The organism is Enterobacter sp. BWH64 (genome assembly GCF_001037645.1).
Classification (GTDB): domain Bacteria; phylum Pseudomonadota; class Gammaproteobacteria; order Enterobacterales; family Enterobacteriaceae; genus Enterobacter; species Enterobacter hormaechei_C.
The window spans coordinates 2,285,238-2,307,100 of sequence record NZ_KQ089922.1; the positions used below are offsets into that span (position 1 = coordinate 2,285,238).

Consider the following 21,863-nt stretch of genomic DNA (forward strand, 5'->3'; position numbering starts at 1 on the left):
CGTGACAACATTACGCATTGGTGTTGTGGGGCTGGGAGGAATTGCGCAAAAAGCCTGGCTGCCCGTTTTAGGCGCCGCGTCCGACTGGACGCTGCAAGGGGCGTGGTCGCCCACCCGCGAGAAAACTGAGCGCATCTGCAAAACCTGGCGCATCCCTTATGCCGGTTCGCTACAGGATTTAGCCCGTGAATGTGATGCGGTATTTGTGCATACCTCAACCGCGACGCACTATCAGGTGGTGAGCGAGTTGCTTAACGCAGGCGTTCACGTCTGCGTGGATAAACCCCTGGCGGAAAATGTACAGGATGCTGAACGACTGATTGAGCTGGCCGCGCGTAAAAAGTTGACGCTGATGGTCGGCTTCAACCGCCGTTTTGCACCGCTCTATCAGCAGCTTAAAGCGCAGTCCGGCTCGTTCGCCTCTCTGCGTATGGATAAGCACCGTACCGACAGCGTGGGGCCGAACGACCTGCGCTTCACGCTGCTGGATGATTATCTCCACGTCGTGGATACGGCCCTTTGGCTGAGTAACGGAAAAGCCCAGCTGCAAAGCGGCACGCTGCTGACTAACGAGCAGGGTGAGATGGTTTACGCCGAACATCATTTTGCCGTTGAGCATTTGCAGGTGACGACCAGCATGCATCGTCGGGCGGGCAGCCAGCGCGAGTCCGTGCAGGCCGTTACGGATGGCGCGCTGTATGACGTCACCGATATGCGAGAGTGGCGGGAAGAGAAGGGCAATGGCGTGGTCGCGTTACCGGTTCCCGGCTGGCAAAGCACCCTGGAGCAGCGTGGCTTCGTGGGCTGCGCGCGTCACTTCATCACCTGCGTGCAGAATCAGACGGTTCCTGAAACGTCCGGGGAGCAGGCTATTCTGGCGCAGCGCATTGTGGAACGACTCTGGCGCGAAGCCATGTCGGAATAACGCGTTGTAACATCTGCCGATAGTAATTCGTTGAAATCCGGTTAGACTAAGCGCCGCTTGTTGGCTTTGCCGGGTGGCGCTAACGCTTATCCGTCCTGGAAATCCGTAGGGTTGTGGAACTTCACGTTAATGAACTTATTAAAATCGCTGGCGGCCGTCAGCTCGATGACCATGTTTTCCCGCGTGCTTGGCTTTGCGCGCGATGCCATTGTGGCAAGGGTTTTTGGCGCCGGGATGGCGACTGACGCCTTTTTCGTCGCTTTTAAGCTGCCAAACCTGCTGCGCCGTATTTTTGCCGAAGGGGCCTTTTCACAGGCATTTGTTCCGATCCTCGCAGAATATAAAAGCAAACAGGGCGAAGATGCCACCCGCGTCTTTGTGGCCTACGTTTCCGGATTACTGACGCTGGCGCTGGCGATCGTGACCGTCCTGGGGATGCTGGCAGCGCCCTGGGTGATCATGGTGACGGCGCCGGGTTTTGCTGACACGGCGGATAAATTTGCCCTGACCACCCAACTGCTGCGTATAACCTTCCCCTATATTCTGCTGATTTCGCTGGCGTCGCTGGTGGGTGCCATCCTGAATACCTGGAACCGCTTCTCCGTTCCGGCCTTTGCCCCCACGTTCCTTAACGTCAGCATGATTGGCTTTGCGCTGTTCGCCGCGCCGCATTTTAACCCACCGGTGCTGGCGCTGGCCTGGGCCGTGACCGTCGGCGGCGTGTTACAGCTTGCTTACCAGCTTCCGCACCTGAAAAAAATCGGCATGCTGGTTCTGCCGCGCATTAATTTCAAAGATGCGGGCGCAATGCGCGTTATCAAACAGATGGGACCGGCGATACTCGGCGTGTCCGTTAGCCAGATCTCGCTGATCATCAATACCATCTTCGCCTCTTTCCTGGTGTCGGGCTCGGTGTCCTGGATGTACTACGCCGATCGTCTGATGGAGTTTCCATCCGGGGTGCTGGGCGTGGCGCTGGGGACTATTCTGCTGCCTTCGCTGTCGAAAAGTTTCGCCAGCGGCAACCACGATGAATACTGCCGCCTGATGGACTGGGGCCTGCGTCTCTGTTTTCTGCTGGCGCTGCCAAGCGCGGTGGCGCTGGGGATCCTGGCGAAACCGCTGACGGTGTCGTTGTTCCAGTATGGAAAGTTCACCGCCTTTGATGCCGCTATGACCCAGCGTGCGCTCGTAGCCTACTCGGTGGGGCTGATGGGGCTGATTGTCGTGAAGGTGCTTGCGCCCGGTTTCTATTCACGTCAGGACATCAAAACGCCGGTTAAGATTGCCATTGTGACGCTGATCATGACGCAGCTGATGAACCTGGCGTTTATTGGACCGCTGAAACACGCGGGGCTGTCATTGTCGATTGGTCTGGCGGCCTGTCTGAACGCCGGGCTGCTGTACTGGCAGCTGCGCAAGCAGGATATCTTCACACCGCAGCCGGGCTGGGCAAGCTTCCTGCTGCGTCTGGCGATTGCGGTGGTGGTGATGGCGGCCGCGCTGGTTGGCATGTTGTATGTCATGCCTGAGTGGGCGCAGGGCACCATGCCTTACCGCCTGATGCGTCTGATGGCCGTGGTGGTGGTCGGTGTGGTGGCGTACTTTGCCACGCTGGCGGTGCTTGGCTTCAAAGTGAAAGAGTTCACCCGCCGCACGGTATAAACGCCAAAAGGGGAGTTCACCAGAAGGTGCTCCCCGCTTCATGACGTGCCGCTACTGCGTCAAATCGAAATCTTTTTCCCACCCGTGATACGTGCCGTGGCCGTCTGACCATCCGCACCGTACAGCCCCGGCTCTTTATAGGGCTTTAACACTTCAAGCGCCTGCTGATTACGGATAATCTGTCCTTCCAGCAGCCAGCCGTTATGCTGGTTGAGATCGCGAAGATGCTGGGTTTTTTCTGTAATGGTCTGCCAGCGTTCGTTGATCTCATCATTGGCGCTGCGTTTCGCGTCTTGCTCAGCGCGTCGCTGTTTTTCCAGATAATCCAGGGTCGCCAGCAGCGAGCTTTTATCTTCAGTTATGCGTTGCAACGCGCTGCCGTTGATTTGACCAGAAGAGAGGTGGTGCTGTTCTGCATCCATCACCGTTTTCAGGTCGTTCAGGACCACCGTCATCTGATCCAGTATTTCTGACAGTCGACTCATACGGTTAGTTACTCTGGAGGAAACTCTGTGCGTCCTGAATCAGCGCATCAGCGATTTTGCTGGTATCCATTTTCAGTTCGCCGTTACGGATAGCCGTTTTCAGCGCTTCAACACGTTCCATATTGATATCGCTGCTGCCTGGCTGCATCAGCTTCGACTGCGCATCGCTCAGCGTGACGCTGGTGCTGTTAGCCGTCGACGTTTTTTCCAGACGCGTTTTTTGCGGGGCAGCCTCATTCGTTTCGCGAGGTTGTACAGTGCTAACCGGCTTCAGGGCTGATGTACGATCAATGCTCATAGTGTTGTCCTCATTGAGGGTTCGCGGCGTTTGCGCCTGACATCATCATTTGTTGAATATTTATCGGCAGTCGCCGCGAAATCTTTAAAAAGATTACAGGTTAATCAGAATATTCCCATCAGGACCGACCGTGCCGCTGACCACCTGGCCTGAGGACATTCTGACCCGGGCATTTTGCGCCACTGCGGCATTATTCAGCGCTTTTCCTTCACTGTTGATACTAAAGCCTTCGCCATTGGCGACCACCATCACCTGTTGTCCCGCTTTCACCCGCCACGCCTGGCGCAGCATGGATAGCTGTATCGCCTGTCCAGGAGCGACATCGCGCAGGCTGACCGCCTCCTGAGCCTGGTTGATATCCAGCATCGTCCGCGGTGGAAGCTGATCCAGACGGCCTCGCTTCAGCGTTACGCTGTCAGGTTGCAGCAGGCTGCCCCGGGGAATGGGAACGGCGGCGACAACATAATTGCCCGTCGCCTGAACCGCGACCTGTAAATAGCGTTTTTCGTTGGCGCAACGCGCCAGCACGTTCACGTTGCCCCATAAGCGGGTGCTGCCGGTCACGCTAAATGACGGGGCTTCGCAGGAAGGGTAAAGGTTAGGCGGGGTGCGCACGGTCACGCGTACGTCATCGCTGAAACCGGCCAGCTTCTGCGCAAAGAATGCATTGAGCTGGTCCTCTAACCCCTCAGCCTGCACCAGAGGGCTTAAAAGCAGTAGGGCCGCCGCCAGGCCACGTTTAAAAGTCCGCATCGCACGTTCCACCATGTCCAGAATTTAGCAAATTCTACCCGCAGTGGTTTTCCATCAACGCAACAAATAGCGACGCATTTTGCGCTTATTCCGTCGATAGGGGAGACGGGGTGAGATTTAAGCTGTGAACTGAAATTTTCTCATCAGCGGAGGAGACATGCTCGATAAACTCGACGCCGCGTTACGTTTTCAGCAGGAAGCGCTCAATTTACGCGCCCAGCGGCAGGAGATTTTAGCCGCCAATATCGCCAACGCGGATACCCCCGGGTATCAGGCGCGCGATATTGATTTTTCCAGTGAACTCAAAAAAGTGATGGAGCGTGGACGTGCCGAAGGAACGGGTGTCTCACTGGCCCTGACATCCTCACGTCATATTCCCGCTCAGGCGATGACCGCGCCAACGACCGACCTGCTTTACCGTATTCCCGATCAGCCCTCACTTGATGGTAACACCGTCGACATGGACCGGGAGCGCACACAGTTTGCCGATAACAGCCTGCAATACCAGACAGGTCTGACGCTACTCGGCGGGCAAATTAAAGGCATGATGACCGTCCTACAGGGGGGCAATTAGTAAATGGCCTTGCTGAATATTTTTGATATCGCCGGTTCGGCATTAACGGCGCAGTCCAAACGACTGAACGTGGCCGCCAGTAACCTGGCCAACGCCGACAGCGTGACCGGCCCTGACGGGCAACCGTATCGCGCTAAACAGGTTGTCTTCCAGGTTGATGCTGCACCGGGTGCGGCAACGGGCGGCGTAAAAGTGGCGGACGTGGTTGAGAGCCAGGCGCCCGACAAGCTGGTTTACGAGCCTGGCAACCCGCTCGCGGATGCCAGCGGCTACGTGAAAATGCCGAACGTGGATGTGGTCGGGGAGATGGTGAACTCCATGTCCGCGTCGCGTAGCTACCAGGCAAACGTCGAAGTGCTTAATACCGTGAAGAGCATGATGCTCAAAACACTCACTCTCGGCCAGTAAAGGAGACACGCATGTCCATCGCCGTAAACGTGAATGACCCGACAAATACCGGCGTCAACAGCACCAGCAGTGCGACCGGTTCCAGCTCTCTCACCGGGAGCAATGCCTCCGATTTACAGAGCAGCTTTCTGACCCTGCTGGTGGCACAACTGAAAAATCAGGACCCGACCAATCCGATGCAGAACAACGAACTGACCACGCAGCTTGCGCAGATCAGTACCGTCAGCGGCATTGAGAAACTGAACACTACGCTCGGCTCGGTCTCCGGTCAAATCGATAACAGCCAGTCCTTGCAGGCCGCCAACCTGATCGGTCACGGGGTGATGATCCCGGGGACCACGATTCTGGCGGGCACCAGCACTACCGATGGCACCTCCACCACCACCACGACGCCGTTTGGCGTTGAATTGCAGCAGCCGGCCGACAAAGTCACCGCCACAATCAAAGACGCCAGCGGCAACGTGGTGCGCACGATTGAGATTGGCGAGCTTAAAGCGGGCGTTCATACCTTTACCTGGGATGGCAGCCTGACCGACGGCACTAAAGCGCCTAACGGCTCGTATCAGGTTGCGATTAGCGCCAGCAACGGCACCACTCAGCTGGTGGCTCAGCCGCTACAGTTTGCCCTGGTTCAGGGCGTCATCAAGGGTAGCGATGGCAACAAACTGGATTTGGGTACCTCCGGTACCACCACACTCGACGAAGTTCGGCAGATTATCTAAGCCTTAATACTTATCAGGAGTAAGTCATGGCCTTTTCTCAAGCGGTCAGCGGCCTGAATGCTGCGGCCACCAACCTGGACGTCATTGGCAACAACATCGCCAACTCCGCGACCTATGGTTTTAAATCCGGTTCTGCGTCTTTTGCAGATATGTTTGCAGGCTCTAAAGTGGGTCTGGGCGTGAAGGTGGCGGGTATCACCCAGGACTTCACCGACGGGACGACCACCAACACCGGTCGCGGTCTGGACGTCGCCATCAGCCAGAACGGTTTCTTCCGTATGGTGGATGCCAACGGTTCCGTGTTCTACAGCCGCAACGGCCAGTTCAAGCTGGATGAAAACCGTAACCTGGTGAACATGCAGGGGCTTCAGTTAACCGGTTATCCGGTTGCCGGCACACCGCCTACGGTGCAAACCGGTGCGAATCCGCAGGCGATCTCCATCCCAACGACGCTGATGGCGGCGAAGTCCACCACCACTGCCTCTCAGCAGATCAACCTGAACTCCACCGATACCGCGCCAACCGTCGCCTTCGATCCGTCCAACCCTGACTCTTACAACAAGAAAGGCACCGTGACGGTGTTTGACAGCCAGGGTAATGCGCACAACATGAACCTGTTTTATGTCAAAAACGAGACGCCAGCTAACTCCTGGAAAGTGTATTCGCAGGACGGCAGCGTAGCGGGAGATGCAGCGAAACTGGCAACCACGCTGACCTTTAACGAGAGTGGTGTGCTGACGGGTGGCGATGATATCAAGATCACAACGGGCACCGTTCCGGGCGCGACGCCAGCCACGTTTGACATGAGCTTCGCCAACTCCATGCAGCAAAACACCGGTGCGAACAACATCGTGGCGACGAGCCAGAACGGCTATAAGCCGGGCGATCTGGTGAGCTACCAGATCAACGATGACGGTACCGTTGTCGGTAACTATTCGAACGAACAGACCCAGGTGCTGGGCCAGATCGTACTGGCAAACTTCGCCAACAACGAAGGCCTGAAATCCGAAGGGGATAACGTCTGGTCTGCCACGCAGTCTTCCGGGGTTGCCCTGCTGGGAACCGCGGGTTCCGGTAACTTCGGCACGCTGACTAACGGTGCGCTGGAAGCCTCCAACGTCGATCTGAGTAAAGAGCTGGTGAACATGATCGTCGCGCAACGTAACTACCAGTCCAACGCGCAGACCATCAAAACCCAGGATCAGATCCTCAACACGCTGGTTAACCTGCGTTAAGCAGCTGACGGGAAAGCGCAATGGATCACGCAATATATACAGCGATGGGCGCAGCAAGCCAGACGCTCAATCAGCAGGCTGTTACCGCCAGCAACCTTGCGAACGCTTCCACGCCAGGTTTTCGTGCGCAGCTCAACGCGCTGCGTGCGGTGCCGGTAGAAGGGCTGTCATTGCCCACGCGTACGCTGGTCACCGCCTCCACGCCGGGCGCCGACATGACGCCAGGCCAGATGGATTACACCGCGCGTCCGCTGGACGTTGCCCTTCAGCAGGACGGCTGGCTGGCGGTGCAAACGGCTGACGGCGGGGAAGGGTATACCCGCAACGGTAATATCCAGGTGAGCGCCACCGGGCAGCTGACGATTCAGGGGCATCCGGTTATGGGCGAAGCCGGTCCGTTGACGGTGCCGGAAGGGTCAGAGCTGACCATTGCGGCAGACGGGACGATCTCGGCGTTAAACCCGGGCGACCCGGCGAACACCGTTGCGCCTGTCGGTCGTCTGAAGCTGGTGAAAGCGGAAGGCAACGAAGTACAGCGTGGCGATGACGGGATGTTCCGTCTGACCCAGGCGGCGCAGGCCACGCGTGGCGCCACGTTACAGGCCGACCCGACCATCCGCGTGATGTCCGGCGTGCTGGAAGGCAGTAACGTCAAACCGGTGGAAGCCATGACCGACATGATCGCCAGCGCCCGCCGCTTCGAAATGCAGATGAAAATCATCAGCAGCGTCGATGAAAACGCAGGCAAGGCTAACCAACTTCTGGCTATGAGTTAACAGGACTCCCTATGATCAGTTCTTTATGGATCGCGAAAACCGGTCTGGACGCACAGCAAACCAATATGGATGTGATTGCCAACAACCTGGCAAACGTCAGCACCAATGGTTTCAAGCGCCAGCGTGCGGTTTTCGAAGATTTGCTTTATCAAACGATTCGTCAGCCAGGGGCGCAGTCTTCTGAGCAAACCACGCTGCCGTCCGGTCTGCAAATTGGTACCGGCGTGCGCCCGGTCGCCACCGAGCGTCTGCACAGCCAGGGCAACCTGTCCCAGACCAACAACAGTAAAGACGTTGCCATTAAAGGTCAGGGTTTCTTCCAGGTGCAGCTGCCTGACGGGACCTCCGCCTATACCCGCGATGGTTCGTTCCAGGTGGATCAGAATGGTCAGCTGGTGACGGCGGGAGGTTTCCAGGTTCAGCCTGCGATCACCATCCCGGCGAACGCGCTGAGTATCACCATTGGTCGTGACGGCATCGTCAGCGTCACTCAGCAAGGTCAGGCCGCGCCGGTCCAGGTTGGACAGCTCAACCTGACCACCTTCATGAACGATACCGGACTGGAAAGCATCGGCGAGAACCTCTACACCGAAACGCAGTCTTCCGGCACGCCAAATGAAAGTACCCCGGGCCTGAACGGGGCGGGGCTGCTGTATCAGGGGTATGTGGAAACCTCGAACGTTAACGTGGCGGAAGAGCTGGTGAATATGATCCAGGTCCAGCGCGCCTATGAAATTAACAGTAAAGCAGTGTCGACGACCGACCAGATGCTGCAAAAACTGACGCAACTCTAAGGTGTAGCCCGGTGCGGTAAACGTCGCACCGGCTCCCTGTTTTCGAAGATGAAGGCAATGCAAAAAAACGCGGCGTTTCGTTATCCGATCCTGACTGTTCTGGCCGTCACCCTCAGCGGGTGTGCCTGGATCCCGTCTAAACCATTGGTACAGGGTGCGACTACCGCCCAACCCGTTCCCGGCCCCGCGCCGGTGGTGAACGGCTCTATTTTCCAGACCGCGCAGCCGATTAACTACGGTTATCAGCCGCTGTTTGAAGACCGTCGTCCGCGTAACGTTGGCGATACGCTGACCATTGTGTTGCAGGAAAACGTCAGTGCGAGTAAGAGCTCGTCGGCGAACGCCAGCCGCGACGGCAAAACCAATTTTGGCTTCGACACCGTGCCGCGCTATCTGCAAGGGCTGTTCGGCAACGCCCGTGCGGATGTGGAAGCCTCCGGCGGCAACACCTTTAACGGTAAAGGTGGTGCGAACGCCAGCAACACCTTCAGCGGAACGCTGACGGTTACGGTTGACCAGGTTCTGGTGAACGGCAACCTGCACGTGGTGGGCGAAAAACAGATCGCCATTAACCAGGGTACGGAATTCATTCGCTTCTCCGGTGTGGTTAACCCTCGCACTATCAGCGGCACCAACACCGTACCGTCCACCCAGGTGGCGGATGCGCGCATTGAGTACGTCGGCAACGGCTACATTAACGAAGCGCAAAATATGGGCTGGCTGCAACGCTTCTTCCTTAACTTATCGCCGATGTAAGCGAGGTGACCTATGTATAAATTTCTCTTCGCCGTGGCGCTGTCGCTGGTCGCTACCGTTGCGCAGGCCGATCGCATACGCGATCTCACCAGCGTGCAGGGCGTGCGCGAAAACTCGCTGATTGGCTACGGCCTGGTGGTGGGGCTGGATGGGACGGGTGACCAGACGACCCAGACGCCGTTCACCACCCAGAGCCTGAACAATATGCTCTCGCAGCTCGGTATTACCGTACCGGCCGGGACCAACATGCAGCTGAAAAACGTGGCGGCCGTGATGGTGACCGCGTCTTATCCGGCCTTTGCGCGTCAGGGGCAGACCATCGACGTGGTTGTCTCGTCGATGGGTAACGCCAAAAGCCTGCGCGGCGGTACGTTGCTGATGACGCCGCTGAAAGGCGTCGACAGCCAGGTGTATGCTCTGGCGCAGGGCAACATTCTGGTTGGCGGAGCAGGCGCGTCGGCGGGCGGCAGCAGCGTGCAGGTGAACCAGCTGAACGGGGGACGTATTACCAACGGCGCGATCATCGAACGTGAGCTGCCGACCCAGTTCGGCACCGGCAACACCATTAACCTGCAACTGAATAACGAAGACTTTACGATGGCGCAGCAGATCGCTGACACCATCAACCGCAGCCGGGGCTACGGCAGCGCCACCGCGCTGGATGCCCGTACCGTGCAGATCCGCACGTCAACCGGCAGCAGCAACCAGGTGCGGTTGCTGGCCGATATCCAGAATATGGAAGTGAACGTGCCGGTGCAGGATGCGAAAGTCATTATCAACTCCCGTACCGGCTCGGTGGTGATGAACCGCGAAGTGACGCTGGACAGCTGCGCCGTGGCGCAGGGCAATCTCTCCGTCACGGTTAACCGCTCGGCCAACGTCAGCCAGCCGGATACCCCGTTTGGTGGCGGTCAGACGGTAGTGACCCCGCAAACGCAGATTGATTTACGACAGAGCGGCGGTTCGTTGCAGAGCGTGCGCTCCAGCGCCAACCTGAACAGCGTGGTGCGTGCTCTGAATGCGCTGGGTGCAACGCCAATGGATCTGATGTCCATTCTGCAATCCATGCAAAGTGCAGGCTGCCTGCGCGCCAGACTGGAAATCATCTAAATGCTGACCGATAGCAAACTGTTGACCAGTGCCGCCTGGGATGCCCAGTCGCTCAACGAGCTGAAAACCAAAGCGGGCAAGGATCCGGCGGCGAATATCCGCCCGGTTGCCCGTCAGGTGGAAGGCATGTTCGTACAAATGATGTTGAAAAGCATGCGTGAAACCCTGCCGAAAGATGGCATGTTTAGCAGCGATTCCACGCGGCTTTACACCAGCATGTACGATCAGCAGATTGCCCAGCAAATGACCGCCGGAAAGGGGCTCGGCCTGGCGGACATGATCGTGAAGCAGACCGCAGCCGCTCAGGGGCTCCCGCCTGAAGAGGCCCCGCCGCAGGTGCCGCTGAAGTTTGATCTGGAAAAGGTGACCAGTTATCAAAATCAGGCGCTGACGCAGATGGTGCGTAAGGCGATGCCGAAGCCGGCAGAAACGCGTGACGAGCCGCTCTCCGGCGACAGCAAAGACTTCCTGGCGCAGCTCTCCCTGCCGGCGCGTCTTGCCAGTGAAGAGAGCGGCGTGCCGCACCATCTGATTCTGGCGCAGGCGGCGCTGGAGTCGGGCTGGGGGCAACGTCAGATCCGCAGGGAGAACGGTGAGCCGAGCTTCAACATCTTTGGCGTGAAGGCCACCTCCAGCTGGAAGGGGCCGACCACCGAGATCACTACCACCGAATATGAGAACGGTGCGGCAGTGAAGGTGAAAGCCAAATTCCGCGTCTACAGCTCGTATCTGGAAGCGTTGTCGGATTATGTCGGGCTGCTGAGCCGGAATCCGCGCTACACCGCCGTGACCCAGGCCGCCACGCCAGAGCAGGGCGCTCAGGCATTGCAGAATGCTGGCTACGCGACCGATCCAAACTATGCGCGCAAGCTGACCAGCATGATCCAGCAGCTGAAATCCATGTCTGAGAAGGTCAGCAAAGCGTATAGCACAGATCTCGAAAATCTGTTCTGAAAGTTCTCAAGTCCCGGTGGAGGTTGCCGATAACCTTCATCAGGACTCGTGTCTGAACGTATAAAAGGAACCCCCATGTCCAGTTTGATTAACAGCGCCATGAGTGGCCTCAGTGCTGCGCAGTCGGCACTCAATACCGTCAGTAATAATATTTCAAGCTACAACGTGGCAGGTTATACCCGCCAGACCACCATTCTGGGGGCATCAAACAGCACCCTGACCGGCGGTGGCTGGGTGGGTAACGGGGTCTATGTCTCCGGTGTTCAGCGTGAATATGATGCGTTTATCACCAACCAGCTGCGCGCGGCGCAGAACCAGAGCAGTGGGCTGACCACGCGCTACCAGCAGATGTCAAAAATTGACGACGTGCTTTCTGATACCACGAACTCGCTTTCTGCCAACCTCCAGGATTTCTTTAAAAGCCTGCAAACGCTGGTGAGTAACGCAGAAGATCCGGCTGCTCGCCAGACGGTACTCGGGAAGGCGGATGGTCTGGTAAACCAGTTTAAAACCAACGATCAATATCTCCGCGATCAGGATGCGCAGGTCAATACGGCGATTTCTACCAGCGTCGATCAGATCAATAACTACGCGAAACAGATTGCCAATCTTAACGATCAGATCTCCCGGCTGACTGGCGTCGGTGCGGGCGCATCCCCGAATGAACTGCTCGATCAGCGCGATCAGCTGGTGAGTGAACTGAACAAGATTGTCGGTGTGGACGTCACCGTACAGGACAGCGGCACCTACAACATCTCTATCGCCAACGGTTACACCCTGGTACAGGGCAGCAACGCCAGCCAGCTGGCGGCGGTGAAATCCAGTGCGGACCCAGCGCGTACAACAATTGCGTATGTGGATACCGCAGCGGGCAACGTGGAGATCTCAGAAAAACAGATCACCACGGGGTCGCTTGGGGGGCTGTTAACGTTCCGTTCTCAGGATCTGGATCAGGCGCGAAACACCCTTAACCAGATGGCGCTGGCGTTTGCGGATGCCATGAATACCCAGCACCAGGCTGGCTTTGATGCCAACGGGGATGCAGGCGGCAAGCTGTTTGATTTTGGCTCGCCGGCAGTGCTGAGTAACGGTAAAAACACCGGAAGCGCGTCCGTTACGGCCACGATGACGGACAGTACAAAGGTCCAGGCGACAAACTATAAAGTCGAGTACAACGGTACTGACTGGACAATCACGCGTCTGTCGGACAACACCAGCTTCACGGCCAAGCCTGACGCCAGCGGTAATCTGTCGTTTGATGGTCTCAACGTTAAGATTAGCGGCTCAGCCGATAATAAAGACAGTTTCATCGTCAAACCGGTGAATGACGTCATTGTCAATATGGACGTAGCGATCAGCGACGAATCCAAACTGGCGATGGCCTCCGCGAAAGGAAGCGGTGAAAGCGACAATACCAATGGCCAGAAGCTGCTGGATTTACAGAGCGCCAAATTGGTGGGAGGGAACAAAACCTTTAACGATGCTTATGCCGCGCTGGTCAGTACGGTGGGCAGCACCACGGCGTCGCTGAAAACCAGCAGCGAAACCAAAGTTAACGTGGTGACGCAGCTGACCAAACAACAGCAGTCAATCTCCGGGGTTAACCTGGATGAAGAGTATGGCAACCTGCAACGCTATCAGCAGTACTATCTGGCGAATGCGCAGGTGCTGCAAACGGCGAGCACGCTGTTTGATGCATTGATCAATATCCGCTAAGGCTGAGGCATAAAAAATGCGTATTAGTACTCAAATGATGTATGAGCAAAGCATGCGCGGCGTGACGAACTCCCAAAGTCTCTGGCTCAGCTACGGCGAGCAGATGTCTACGGGGAAGCGTATCAACCGTCCGTCTGACGATCCGATTGCCGCCTCGCAGGCCGTTGTGCTCTCTCAGGCTCAAACGCAAAACAGCCAGTATGCGCTGGCACGTTCTTTCGCTACGACGAAAGTCTCGCTGGAAGAGAACGTGTTATCGCAAGTGACAACCGCCATCCAGGCTGCTCAGGAAAAGATTGTCAATGCGGGCAACGGTACGTTAAGTGACGATGACCGCGCTTCGCTGGCCACAAACCTGCAAGGTATTCGCGATCAGCTCATGAACCTGGCTAACAGCACGGACGGTAACGGTCGCTATATTTTTTCCGGTTACAAGACCGAAGCGGCGGCTTTCGACCAGACTACGGGTGATTATAAGGGCGGCGGAACGCCAATCAGCCAGCAGGTTGACTCCGCGCGCACGATGCAAATTAGCCATACGGGCACTGAAGTTTTCGATAGCTTCACCAGCAATGCCAAGCCAGAGCCAGATGGTAGTGCGCCGGAAACGAATTTGTTCAAGATCCTCGACTCCGCAATTGAAGCGCTGAATACGCCGATTGGGGAGGATGAAACGAAAGCCGAGGCGTTTACGGCGGCTATTGATAAAGCCAACCGTGGCCTGAGCAACTCCCTCAACAACGTGCTGACCGTGCGCGCCGACCTCGGCATCAAGCTGGATGAGCTGGGCAAGCTGGACGCTCTGGGTGAAGACCGCGCGCTGGGTCAGACGCAGCAGATGAGTAACCTGGTTGACGTGGACTGGAACTCGGTGATTTCGTCCTACACCATGCAGCAGGCGGCGTTGCAGGCCTCGTATAAAGCCTTTAGCGATATGCAGGGTATGTCTTTGTTCCAGATGAACAAATAAGACTCTGACCTGTTTGACATGTCTTGAAACTGGGCATGTTTTGACTGCCCAACCCGTCCGGGTTGGGCATTTTTTTTACACACTTTCTGCCTGTGCGGACAGCACCCGGGCGCTTTCAATCACTCTGATAGCCAGCGCAATGGCACCACACAGGGTTGCCAGAGCCACCACGCCAGACCAGCCTGCCAGCGTATAGATATTGCTGCCTAATGCCGAACCCAGCGCCATTCCGATGAAAATGACGGTAAACAGCAGGGCGTTCAGGCGTCCGCGGGCCTGCGGCTCAAGGCTGTAGACCAGGTTCTGGTGGGCCACGAGGCTGGACTGCAAGCCGAGATCGAAACCGACCGCTGAGAGGGCAATCAGGATCAACTGACCGTGTACACCCAGTGCCGGCATCAGGAACATCAGGGCAAACGAGAGGGTCACCAGCGCGGCACCCAGCTGGGTCACTTTACCGGCGCCCAGCTTATCTGCCAGACCCCCTGCCAGCGGTGCAGCCAGCGCACCAGCGGCTCCGGCAATACCAAATCCACCCGCTACGGCGCTGCCAAGGTGATACCGTTCCAGCAGCATGACCGCCAGCGTTGACCAGAATGCGCTAAAGGCAATCGACAGAAAACCCTGAGCCAGCGCCGCGCGACGCAGTGCCGGGTAACGACGCCACAGGTGCTCCATGGAACGCATCAGCGCGGGATAGCTCAGCGTGGAGTGAATAGCAAAACGTGGGAGTACGGCCCACATCACCACGCCGACAAAGGCAATGCTTGCAGCAGCCAGCTGATACATCACCCGCCAGCCAAAGGCTTCACCGACCACGCCGCTGACGGTTCTGGAGAGCAAAATCCCCAGCAGCAGGCCGGTCATCACCGTGCCGACCGTTTTTCCCTGTTTACCTTCCGGCGCGAGGATCGCTGCGGCCGGGACAATATCCTGCGCCATGGTGGCGGCCATGCCAATCAGCAGGCTGGTGAGCAGCAGGGAGTGCAGTTGTCCGGTCAGGCTACAACCCAGCAGGAACAGCGCCAGGGCCGCACTTTTTATCAGGATCAGCGTTCTGCGGTCATGACGATCGCCGAGCGGGAGCAGAAACAGGATGCCCAGGGCATAACCCGCCTGGGTGAGCGTCGGGACCATGCCCATGCCTTCGATGCTCAGATGCAGGTCTGAGCCCATCAGCGGCAGCAGAGGCTGGGCATAATAGATGGATGCCACGCTAAAGCCCGCACCGAGCGCCAGCATTAAGATTACCCAGCGGCTTACGGCCCGGGTGGTGGTTGTGTTCATAAGATGTTCCTCATTCGTTGTGTGCGGCTATTTTTTATCAGTACGCCTTGCGACGGTAGCGGGCGCGGTGGTAAAACGCTTATACGTGCGGCGTATGGGTAAAAATGGTATGAAAAGGTCTGAGCGTATAGATCGGGTAGAACTGATGCGAACGTTTGTTCGCATTGTGGAGGCGGGGTCTCTTTCTGCGGCGGCACGTCAGCTGGCAACAACCCAGGCCACGGTGAGCCGACGGTTGCAGTCGCTTGAGACCATGCTGGGAGTACGCCTGATGCTGCGCACAACCCATACGACCCGGCTGACCGATGACGGCGAACGCTGCTATCAGCATGCCCGACGGGTGATTGACAGCTGGCTGGCGCTGGAAGACGAGGTAGGGCAGACGGAAGATGAACCGGTTGGGGTGCTGAGGGTGCGCGCCCCGCACGCGTTTGGCCAGGATCAGCTTCTGAAACCGTTAACCGAATTTTTACAGCGCTATCCCCAGCTTTCTGTTGAGTGGATGCTCAACGATCGCTCGGTTGATTTCCTCGGCGACAACCTTGACTGTGCTATTCGGGTGGGTGTGGAAGTCGATCCGGCAACCGTGTCCGTGCTGCTGGCTGACGTGCCGCGCTCGGTGGTGGCTTCACCGGAATTACTGGCCCGTTATCCCGCGGTTAAAACGCCGGAAGATTTGCAGCAGCTTCCCTGGATTGCCATCAGCTCTTTTTATCAACGTCATGTGGAGCTTTTCCTCGATGCATCATCTGCCCCGGCGCGGGTTACCATTACGCCACGCCTGAGTACCGACAGCCTGTATGTGGCGCGCAATACGGCACTCACCGGGCTGGGCGTGGCGGTGGTATCCAGCTGGACAGTACAGGATGATATTCAGGAAGGACGACTGGTGCATCTACTGCCAGAGTGGCAGCCGGCAGCGTTACCGGTACATCTGGTTTACCCCTGGTCTCGTTATTATCCGGCGCGCTTGCGGCGTTTTCTGGAGCTGATGCGGCAGATAATGCCGGAGGTCACCGGAATGAGAAAGCCCCTGCAACAGCCATAAAAAAGCCGACCCGAAGGTCGGCTTTCAGTCTTAGCGTGCGTTATTCAACAGGCTGAGGACGGGTCGCTGGCGCAGTAGCCATGTGCGTTGCACTGTGACCACCGGCAGCACCTTTGCCTTCGAAGTTGAATGCCGGACGAACCCAGTCGCTATGGCGTGGCGCTTCAGGTACATACTCAGGTGCCGGGGCGCGAGTCATCGGCGCGGTAGCAACGTGAGCAGGCGCTGGAGCGGCAACGACCTCAACCGGCTCGGATTTCACTTCAGCCTCTTTGACCTCTTCGACAACAGGCTCAACCTGAATCTCGACGTCCTGAACAACCTCTTCCGTCACCGTTTCGACGGTAACGTCTGCGGGTTCTTCTGCTGCGGAGACCGGCTCAGCTTCCTCCGCGACTTCTTCAGCCACCACGGTATCTTCTTCGGCAATGATCTGCGGGGCGGCATCAACCGGCGCAGCAATCACTTCAGGATGGGTCGTTTCCACTTCCACAGCCTGCGGTGCCGCCGTGTCAACAACCTGCGGTTCAACCACGGTTGCCGCTTCAGTCACGACGTCTTCCACCGCTGCTACCGGTGCAATCACCTCTTCGGTCACAGCCTGTTCTTCAACAGCCTGCTCCGGGCGAGCAACCGGATAACGGATCCAGACTTTACCGGATGCCATCTCAGGTGACGCGCACGCCACGGTCAGCGGCATTGGCGACTGAGTCGGGTAACGCTCGTCACGGTAGCGACGACGACGCTGGCCGCTCACGCGCAGGTGACGCGGAGAACGACGGGAGCGACGCGGCATACCTGCGTTGTCACGGTTTTCGCTGCTTTCGTCCTGCTCAACCTGATTTTCCACTACGGCTGGCAGGTCAACTTTTGCAACCTGGGTACCCGTTGTGCTTTCTGCTGTTTCAACCGCGATAATGTCGTTTTCTTCCGTCTGAACAGCACCCACACGTACTTTCTGGGTCAGCTGACGCTGCTTACGACGCGGCATAACCTGAGTACGCTCTTCCTGCTCCGTGTCCTGCTGTTCAACAGGCGCTTCGCGGTTCAGGTTTTTGACTTCCTGCTGGGCCTGGCGTTTCTCGTCGTTACGACGACGGTTACGCTCGCGGCGAGGTTGCTGCTCGTCACGCTGTTTGCTCTTCTCGGACTCATCGCCCGCCTGCTGGCGAATCTCACGATCTTCAACGTTCTGCTGTTGCTTCTCGCGACGGTTGCGACGGTTGTCCTCGCGTTGTTCACGACCTTCGTTGTTCTCGGAACGATTATCACGGCGCTCGTTACGATCGCTACGGTCGTTGCGGTCATTACGATCGCGACGATTGTTCTGACGCTTACGACGGTCCTGCTGACGCTCTGGCTTCGCTTCTTTTGGCGCTTCTTTCGGCTGCTCAGGATGAACTTCTTCGCCAGCAAACATTTTTTTCAACGCGCCGAAGATGCGGCTGAGGAGACCCGGCTGCTCAGGCTGCGCTTTTGGCGCGGCAGGGGCCGCCTTTTGCACGGCAGGTTTTGCCGCTGGTTTTTCCAGCGTCGCTTCCGGCGGGGCTTCCGGCATGATGAAGGTTGCTAATGCAGGCTGCTCAGGCAGTTTACGCTCGGCAGGCTCTTCATCCGATGGCAGCGCCATTTCTTCTTCATGCAGCTTCGGTAGCAGGTAGCTGAGGGTGCTTGTCTCTTCGCCTTTACGCACGCGCAGCACGTGATAGTGCGGGGTTTGCATCTCGTCGTTTGGCACGATGATGCAGCGAACACCGCCCTGACGCGCTTCGATTGCGCTTACCGCTGCACGTTTTTCGTTCAGCAGGTAGGAGGCAATCGGCACCGGAACGATGGCGTGAACCTCTTTGGTGTTCTCTTTCAGCGCTTCTTCTTCAATCAGACGCAGAATAGAGAGGGAGAGCGATTCATTGTCACGCACGGTACCCGTACCGGAACAGCGCGGGCAGACGTGATGGCTGGACTCGCCGAGTGACGGGCTCAGACGCTGACGGGACATTTCCAGCAGGCCGAAGCGCGAGATATGGCTAATCTGGATACGTGCGCGATCCTGGCGCACCGCTTCACGCAGACGGTTTTCAACCGCACGCTGGTGGCGAACCGGGGTCATGTCGATGAAGTCGATAACAATCAGACCACCCAGGTCGCGCAGGCGGAGCTGGCGGGCGATTTCATCAGCGGCTTCAAGGTTGGTGTTGAAGGCGGTCTCTTCGATGTCGCCGCCACGGGTTGCACGCGCGGAGTTGATGTCGATAGCGGTCAGCGCTTCGGTGGTATCAATTACGATAGAACCGCCGGACGGCAGACGCACTTCACGCTGGAAGGCAGACTCGATCTGGGATTCAATCTGATAGTGGCTGAACAGCGGGATTTCACCGGTGTACAGTTTAATTTTGCTGGTGAAATCCGGGCGACCCAGTGCGGCGATGTGCTGGCGAGCCAGCTCAAGCACTTTCGGGTTATCAATAAGAATTTCACCGATGTCCTGACGTAGATAATCACGGAAGGCACGCACAATAACGTTGCTTTCCTGGTGGATCAGGAACGGAGCAGGACGGCTCTCAGCCGCTTTCTTGATGGCTTCCCAGTGCTTCAGACGGAAGCTCAGGTCCCACTGCAACGCTTCGGCAGATTTGCCGACGCCTGCGGTGCGCACGATAAGGCCCATGCCGTCTGGCAGCTCGAGACTTGCCAGCGCTTCTTTCAGCTCGGTACGGTCATCGCCTTCGATACGGCGAGAGATGCCACCCGCACGCGGGTTGTTTGGCATCAATACCAGATAGCTTCCTGCCAGGCTGATAAAGGTGGTCAGTGCGGCACCTTTGTTGCCACGCTCTTCTTTATCGATCTGGACGATAACTTCCTGACCTTCACGCAGAACATCTTTAATGTTCGGACGGCCATGGGAGTTGTAGTTTGCAGGAAAATATTCGCGGGCGATTTCTTTGAGAGGAAGGAAACCGTGACGCTCAGCACCGTAATCGACAAATGCAGCTTCAAGGCTTGGTTCAATGCGGGTGATTTTGCCTTTGTAAATGTTCGCTTTTTTCTGTTCGTGTCCAGGACTTTCGATATCCAGATCGTACAGGCGCTGCCCATCCACAAGGGCGACACGCAACTCTTCTTGCTGAGTTGCGTTGATTAACATTCTTTTCATCGTAACTTACTCGTTATTCTTACATTGACGACAAAGCTGCGGGCAAGGTGACGCTTTCCGGGGTATGAACCGATGGCCTCGTGTCTATTCACGTCGCCAACCTCACGGTTGTCGCTCGCTTAAGAGGCGCAGAGTGTCGGTTGCCTGTGTTTCATACGGAAACACAGCGCAATTATCAGGGGAATTGCCTGGGAAAACTCTCCAGAGAACAATCCTTATACCGGGAAGTACTGCAACCCGCAGCCCGCTAACTGCCTGAAAGATCAATACGTCTTACGCCATTGCTGCGTGGATGATCGGTCAGACAAAATTGGTCATTCCGTCGACATCCTTACAAAACCCGGATTTAACGCGGAAAACGGATTCATTATTCCACTGCTCGCCGGGTTATAGCAAGATGACTTTTACCAATTATCACCCGGTTACTCACAGTTTCTTCACTTCAACGGGGTGATTGGTTTAATAACCACCAAATCGATTGCGCGAAAGGGGAGTGGTCCGGATAAAAGTAAATATAAGCATAGAAAAATGAGTGGCGCTAATGTCTGACGCTATTTAGAATCGCCAACCATGAAAACAGAGACTCCAGCCGTAAAAATGGTTGCCATCGCCGACGACGAGGCGGGGCAACGTATCGATAATTTTTTGCGCACCCAGTTGAAGGGCGTGCCAAAAAGTATGATTTATCGCATCTTGCGTAAGGGCGAGGTGCGGGTGAACAAAAAACGCGTGAAGCCAGAGTATAAGCTCGAGGCGGGCGATGAAGTCCGGATCCCACCGGTACGTGTTGCAGAGCGTGAAGAAGAGGTCGTTTCTCCGAAGCTGCAAAAAGTCGCGGCCCTGAGCGACGTTATCCTTTATGAGGACGACCACATTCTGGTGCTGAATAAACCGTCCGGAACGGCGGTACACGGGGGGAGTGGTCTGAGCTTCGGCGTGATTGAAGGGTTACGCGCGCTGCGCCCGGAAGCGCGTTTCCTCGAACTGGTTCACCGTCTTGACCGCGATACCTCTGGCGTGCTGCTGGTGGCGAAAAAACGTTCTGCGCTGCGTTCTTTGCACGAGCAACTTCGTGAAAAAGGGATGCAGAAAGATTACCTGGCGCTGGTTCGCGGCCAGTGGCAGTCCCACGTGAAAGTGGTGCAGGCGCCGCTGCTGAAAAATATTCTGCAAAGCGGCGAGCGCATTGTTCGTGTTAATCAGGAAGGGAAACCGTCTGAGACGCGCTTTAAAGTTGAAGAGCGCTACGAATTCGCCACGCTGGTGCGCTGTAGTCCGGTGACGGGGCGTACCCACCAGATTCGCGTCCATACCCAGTTTGCGGGCCATCCGATTGCGTTTGATGACCGCTATGGCGATCGCGAATTTGATAAGCAGCTGGCGGGAACAGGGCTGTCGCGTCTGTTCCTGCACGCGGCAGCGCTGAAATTTACCCATCCTAATACCGGCGAAGTTATCCGTATTGAAGCGCCGCTGGATGAGCAGCTCAAACGCTGTCTGAAAGTTCTGCGCGGCTGATTTTGTGCCGGGTGGCGCTGCGCTTACCCGGCCAACATGTTTTTCTCCCTCTCCCTGTGAGCATCAGGCCGCAACGGTCACATCGTCAGCGGATTACACTCTTCTCGCCTTAACATCTGGCACAGTGCAATCAGCGGCAACCCCACCAGCGTGTTGGGATCGCGGCCATCGAGCTTGTCGAACAACGCAATCCCTAGTCCTTCACTTTTAAAGCTCCCTGCACAGTTTAGCGGACGTTCCCGACGCACATAATCCATAATCTCCTGCTCGCTAAGATGACGGAAGTGCACATCAAACGGCTCGCACTCGGTTTGCAGATGACCGGAAGCCGAATTATAAAGCGCCAGGCCGGTATAAAAGGTCACGATACCGCCTCGCGCACGCAACAGCTGCTGGCAGGCGTTTTCTTCCGTATGCGGTTTGCCGGTGATTTCGCCGTCCAGCACACAAACCTGATCGGAGCCTATAATCAGATGTGCGGGGTAACGTACGGCCAGCGACTGTGCTTTCTCTTTCGCGAGACGGGTCACCAGATGACGCGGTGACTCGCCCGGCTGTGGCGTTTCATCCACCTCCGGCGCAGCGCATTCAAACGGGATCCCGAGCTTTTCCAGCAGCATTCGGCGATAAGGTGAAGTGGAAGCAAGGACGAGATTTGGCATATTTTTATCACCAGATATAGCGTATCGATGCCAGCCATTTTAAACTACAG

The 21,863-nt window shown here is 56.9% G+C and carries 21 protein-coding genes; 15 read left to right on the top strand and 6 right to left on the bottom strand.

What is annotated here, in order from left to right:
* Position 1: 1 nt before the first annotated feature.
* Together SK50_RS10870 and murJ are read left to right on the top strand one after the other, a co-directional pair.
* The gene (locus tag SK50_RS10870; protein WP_045344099.1) at positions 2 to 925 is read left to right on the top strand and encodes a Gfo/Idh/MocA family protein; all 924 of its coding nucleotides are present in this window, start codon (positions 2 to 4) and stop codon (positions 923 to 925) included.
* A gap of 129 nt (positions 926 to 1,054) precedes the next feature.
* On the top strand, positions 1,055 to 2,590 hold the full coding sequence (murJ, locus tag SK50_RS10875; RefSeq protein WP_017384735.1) for a murein biosynthesis integral membrane protein MurJ: 1,536 nt from the start codon (positions 1,055 to 1,057) through the stop codon (positions 2,588 to 2,590).
* A 59-nt stretch (positions 2,591 to 2,649) separates the two neighbouring features.
* Here the strand turns inward: murJ and flgN are convergent, their stop codons facing one another.
* The 3 genes from flgN to flgA form a co-directional block, all read right to left on the bottom strand.
* Entirely contained in the window at positions 2,650 to 3,075 is a 426-nt protein-coding gene (gene flgN, locus SK50_RS10880; protein ID WP_003858003.1) for a flagella biosynthesis chaperone FlgN, read from the bottom strand.
* Positions 3,076 to 3,079: 4 nt separating this feature from the next.
* Positions 3,080 to 3,373 (bottom strand): flagellar biosynthesis anti-sigma factor FlgM, encoded by a 294-nt coding sequence (gene flgM / locus SK50_RS10885; RefSeq protein ID WP_003858002.1) that lies wholly within the window; start codon positions 3,371 to 3,373, stop codon positions 3,080 to 3,082.
* Between the two features lie 93 nt (positions 3,374 to 3,466).
* On the bottom strand, positions 3,467 to 4,126 hold the full coding sequence (gene flgA / locus SK50_RS10890) for a flagellar basal body P-ring formation chaperone FlgA (RefSeq protein WP_045344268.1): 660 nt from the start codon (positions 4,124 to 4,126) through the stop codon (positions 3,467 to 3,469).
* Positions 4,127 to 4,283: 157 nt separating this feature from the next.
* On the opposite strand from flgA, the gene flgB reads away from it, so the two are divergent.
* From flgB to flgL, 11 genes are all read left to right on the top strand, one after another.
* Positions 4,284 to 4,700: a flagellar basal body rod protein FlgB gene (gene flgB, locus SK50_RS10895; RefSeq protein WP_003857999.1), complete on the top strand. Its 417-nt coding sequence runs from the start codon at positions 4,284 to 4,286 to the stop codon at positions 4,698 to 4,700.
* A gap of 3 nt (positions 4,701 to 4,703) precedes the next feature.
* Positions 4,704 to 5,108, top strand: a complete 405-nt coding sequence (flgC, locus tag SK50_RS10900) for a flagellar basal body rod protein FlgC (RefSeq protein ID WP_003857997.1) — start codon at positions 4,704 to 4,706, stop codon at positions 5,106 to 5,108.
* Positions 5,109 to 5,119: 11 nt separating this feature from the next.
* On the top strand, positions 5,120 to 5,830 hold the full coding sequence (gene flgD / locus SK50_RS10905; RefSeq protein WP_003857994.1) for a flagellar hook assembly protein FlgD: 711 nt from the start codon (positions 5,120 to 5,122) through the stop codon (positions 5,828 to 5,830).
* 26 nt (positions 5,831 to 5,856) lie between these two features.
* Positions 5,857 to 7,065 carry a flagellar hook protein FlgE gene (gene flgE / locus SK50_RS10910; protein ID WP_015570832.1) on the top strand — a complete coding sequence of 403 codons (1,209 nt, stop codon included), beginning with the start codon at positions 5,857 to 5,859 and terminating at the stop codon, positions 7,063 to 7,065.
* Positions 7,066 to 7,085: 20 nt separating this feature from the next.
* The gene (locus SK50_RS10915) at positions 7,086 to 7,841 is read left to right on the top strand and encodes a flagellar basal body rod protein FlgF (RefSeq protein ID WP_003857990.1); all 756 of its coding nucleotides are present in this window, start codon (positions 7,086 to 7,088) and stop codon (positions 7,839 to 7,841) included.
* An 11-nt stretch (positions 7,842 to 7,852) separates the two neighbouring features.
* Positions 7,853 to 8,635 carry a flagellar basal-body rod protein FlgG gene (gene flgG, locus SK50_RS10920; protein WP_000625853.1) on the top strand — a complete coding sequence of 261 codons (783 nt, stop codon included), beginning with the start codon at positions 7,853 to 7,855 and terminating at the stop codon, positions 8,633 to 8,635.
* A gap of 57 nt (positions 8,636 to 8,692) precedes the next feature.
* Positions 8,693 to 9,391 (top strand): flagellar basal body L-ring protein FlgH, encoded by a 699-nt coding sequence (gene flgH / locus SK50_RS10925; RefSeq protein WP_003857987.1) that lies wholly within the window; start codon positions 8,693 to 8,695, stop codon positions 9,389 to 9,391.
* 12 nt (positions 9,392 to 9,403) lie between these two features.
* Positions 9,404 to 10,501, top strand: a complete 1,098-nt coding sequence (locus tag SK50_RS10930; protein ID WP_017384733.1) for a flagellar basal body P-ring protein FlgI — start codon at positions 9,404 to 9,406, stop codon at positions 10,499 to 10,501.
* Positions 10,502 to 11,455 (top strand): flagellar assembly peptidoglycan hydrolase FlgJ, encoded by a 954-nt coding sequence (gene flgJ, locus SK50_RS10935; RefSeq protein WP_017384732.1) that lies wholly within the window; start codon positions 10,502 to 10,504, stop codon positions 11,453 to 11,455.
* A 75-nt stretch (positions 11,456 to 11,530) separates the two neighbouring features.
* Positions 11,531 to 13,171 (top strand): flagellar hook-associated protein FlgK, encoded by a 1,641-nt coding sequence (flgK, locus tag SK50_RS10940; RefSeq protein WP_017384731.1) that lies wholly within the window; start codon positions 11,531 to 11,533, stop codon positions 13,169 to 13,171.
* A 16-nt stretch (positions 13,172 to 13,187) separates the two neighbouring features.
* Complete coding sequence (gene flgL / locus SK50_RS10945) at positions 13,188 to 14,141, top strand: flagellar hook-associated protein FlgL (protein ID WP_017693643.1); 954 nt, start codon at positions 13,188 to 13,190, stop codon at positions 14,139 to 14,141.
* A gap of 75 nt (positions 14,142 to 14,216) precedes the next feature.
* Here flgL and SK50_RS10950 read toward each other — a convergent pair whose 3' ends face one another.
* Positions 14,217 to 15,428 (bottom strand): MFS transporter, encoded by a 1,212-nt coding sequence (locus SK50_RS10950; protein WP_017693642.1) that lies wholly within the window; start codon positions 15,426 to 15,428, stop codon positions 14,217 to 14,219.
* 94 nt (positions 15,429 to 15,522) lie between these two features.
* On the opposite strand from SK50_RS10950, the gene SK50_RS10955 reads away from it, so the two are divergent.
* A complete protein-coding gene (locus tag SK50_RS10955; RefSeq protein WP_048229404.1) occupies positions 15,523 to 16,476 on the top strand; it encodes a LysR family transcriptional regulator in 954 nt (317 codons plus the stop codon).
* A gap of 40 nt (positions 16,477 to 16,516) precedes the next feature.
* On the opposite strand, the gene rne is transcribed toward SK50_RS10955, so the two are convergent.
* Entirely contained in the window at positions 16,517 to 19,633 is a 3,117-nt protein-coding gene (gene rne / locus SK50_RS10960) for a ribonuclease E (protein WP_045344104.1), read from the bottom strand.
* Between the two features lie 570 nt (positions 19,634 to 20,203).
* Between rne and rluC the strand changes: the two genes are divergently transcribed.
* Positions 20,204 to 21,151, top strand: a complete 948-nt coding sequence (gene rluC / locus SK50_RS10965) for a 23S rRNA pseudouridine(955/2504/2580) synthase RluC (RefSeq protein WP_003857970.1) — start codon at positions 20,204 to 20,206, stop codon at positions 21,149 to 21,151.
* Between the two features lie 77 nt (positions 21,152 to 21,228).
* Here rluC and SK50_RS10970 read toward each other — a convergent pair whose 3' ends face one another.
* Positions 21,229 to 21,813: a Maf family protein gene (locus SK50_RS10970; protein WP_017693639.1), complete on the bottom strand. Its 585-nt coding sequence runs from the start codon at positions 21,811 to 21,813 to the stop codon at positions 21,229 to 21,231.
* Positions 21,814 to 21,863: the final 50 nt, after the last annotated feature.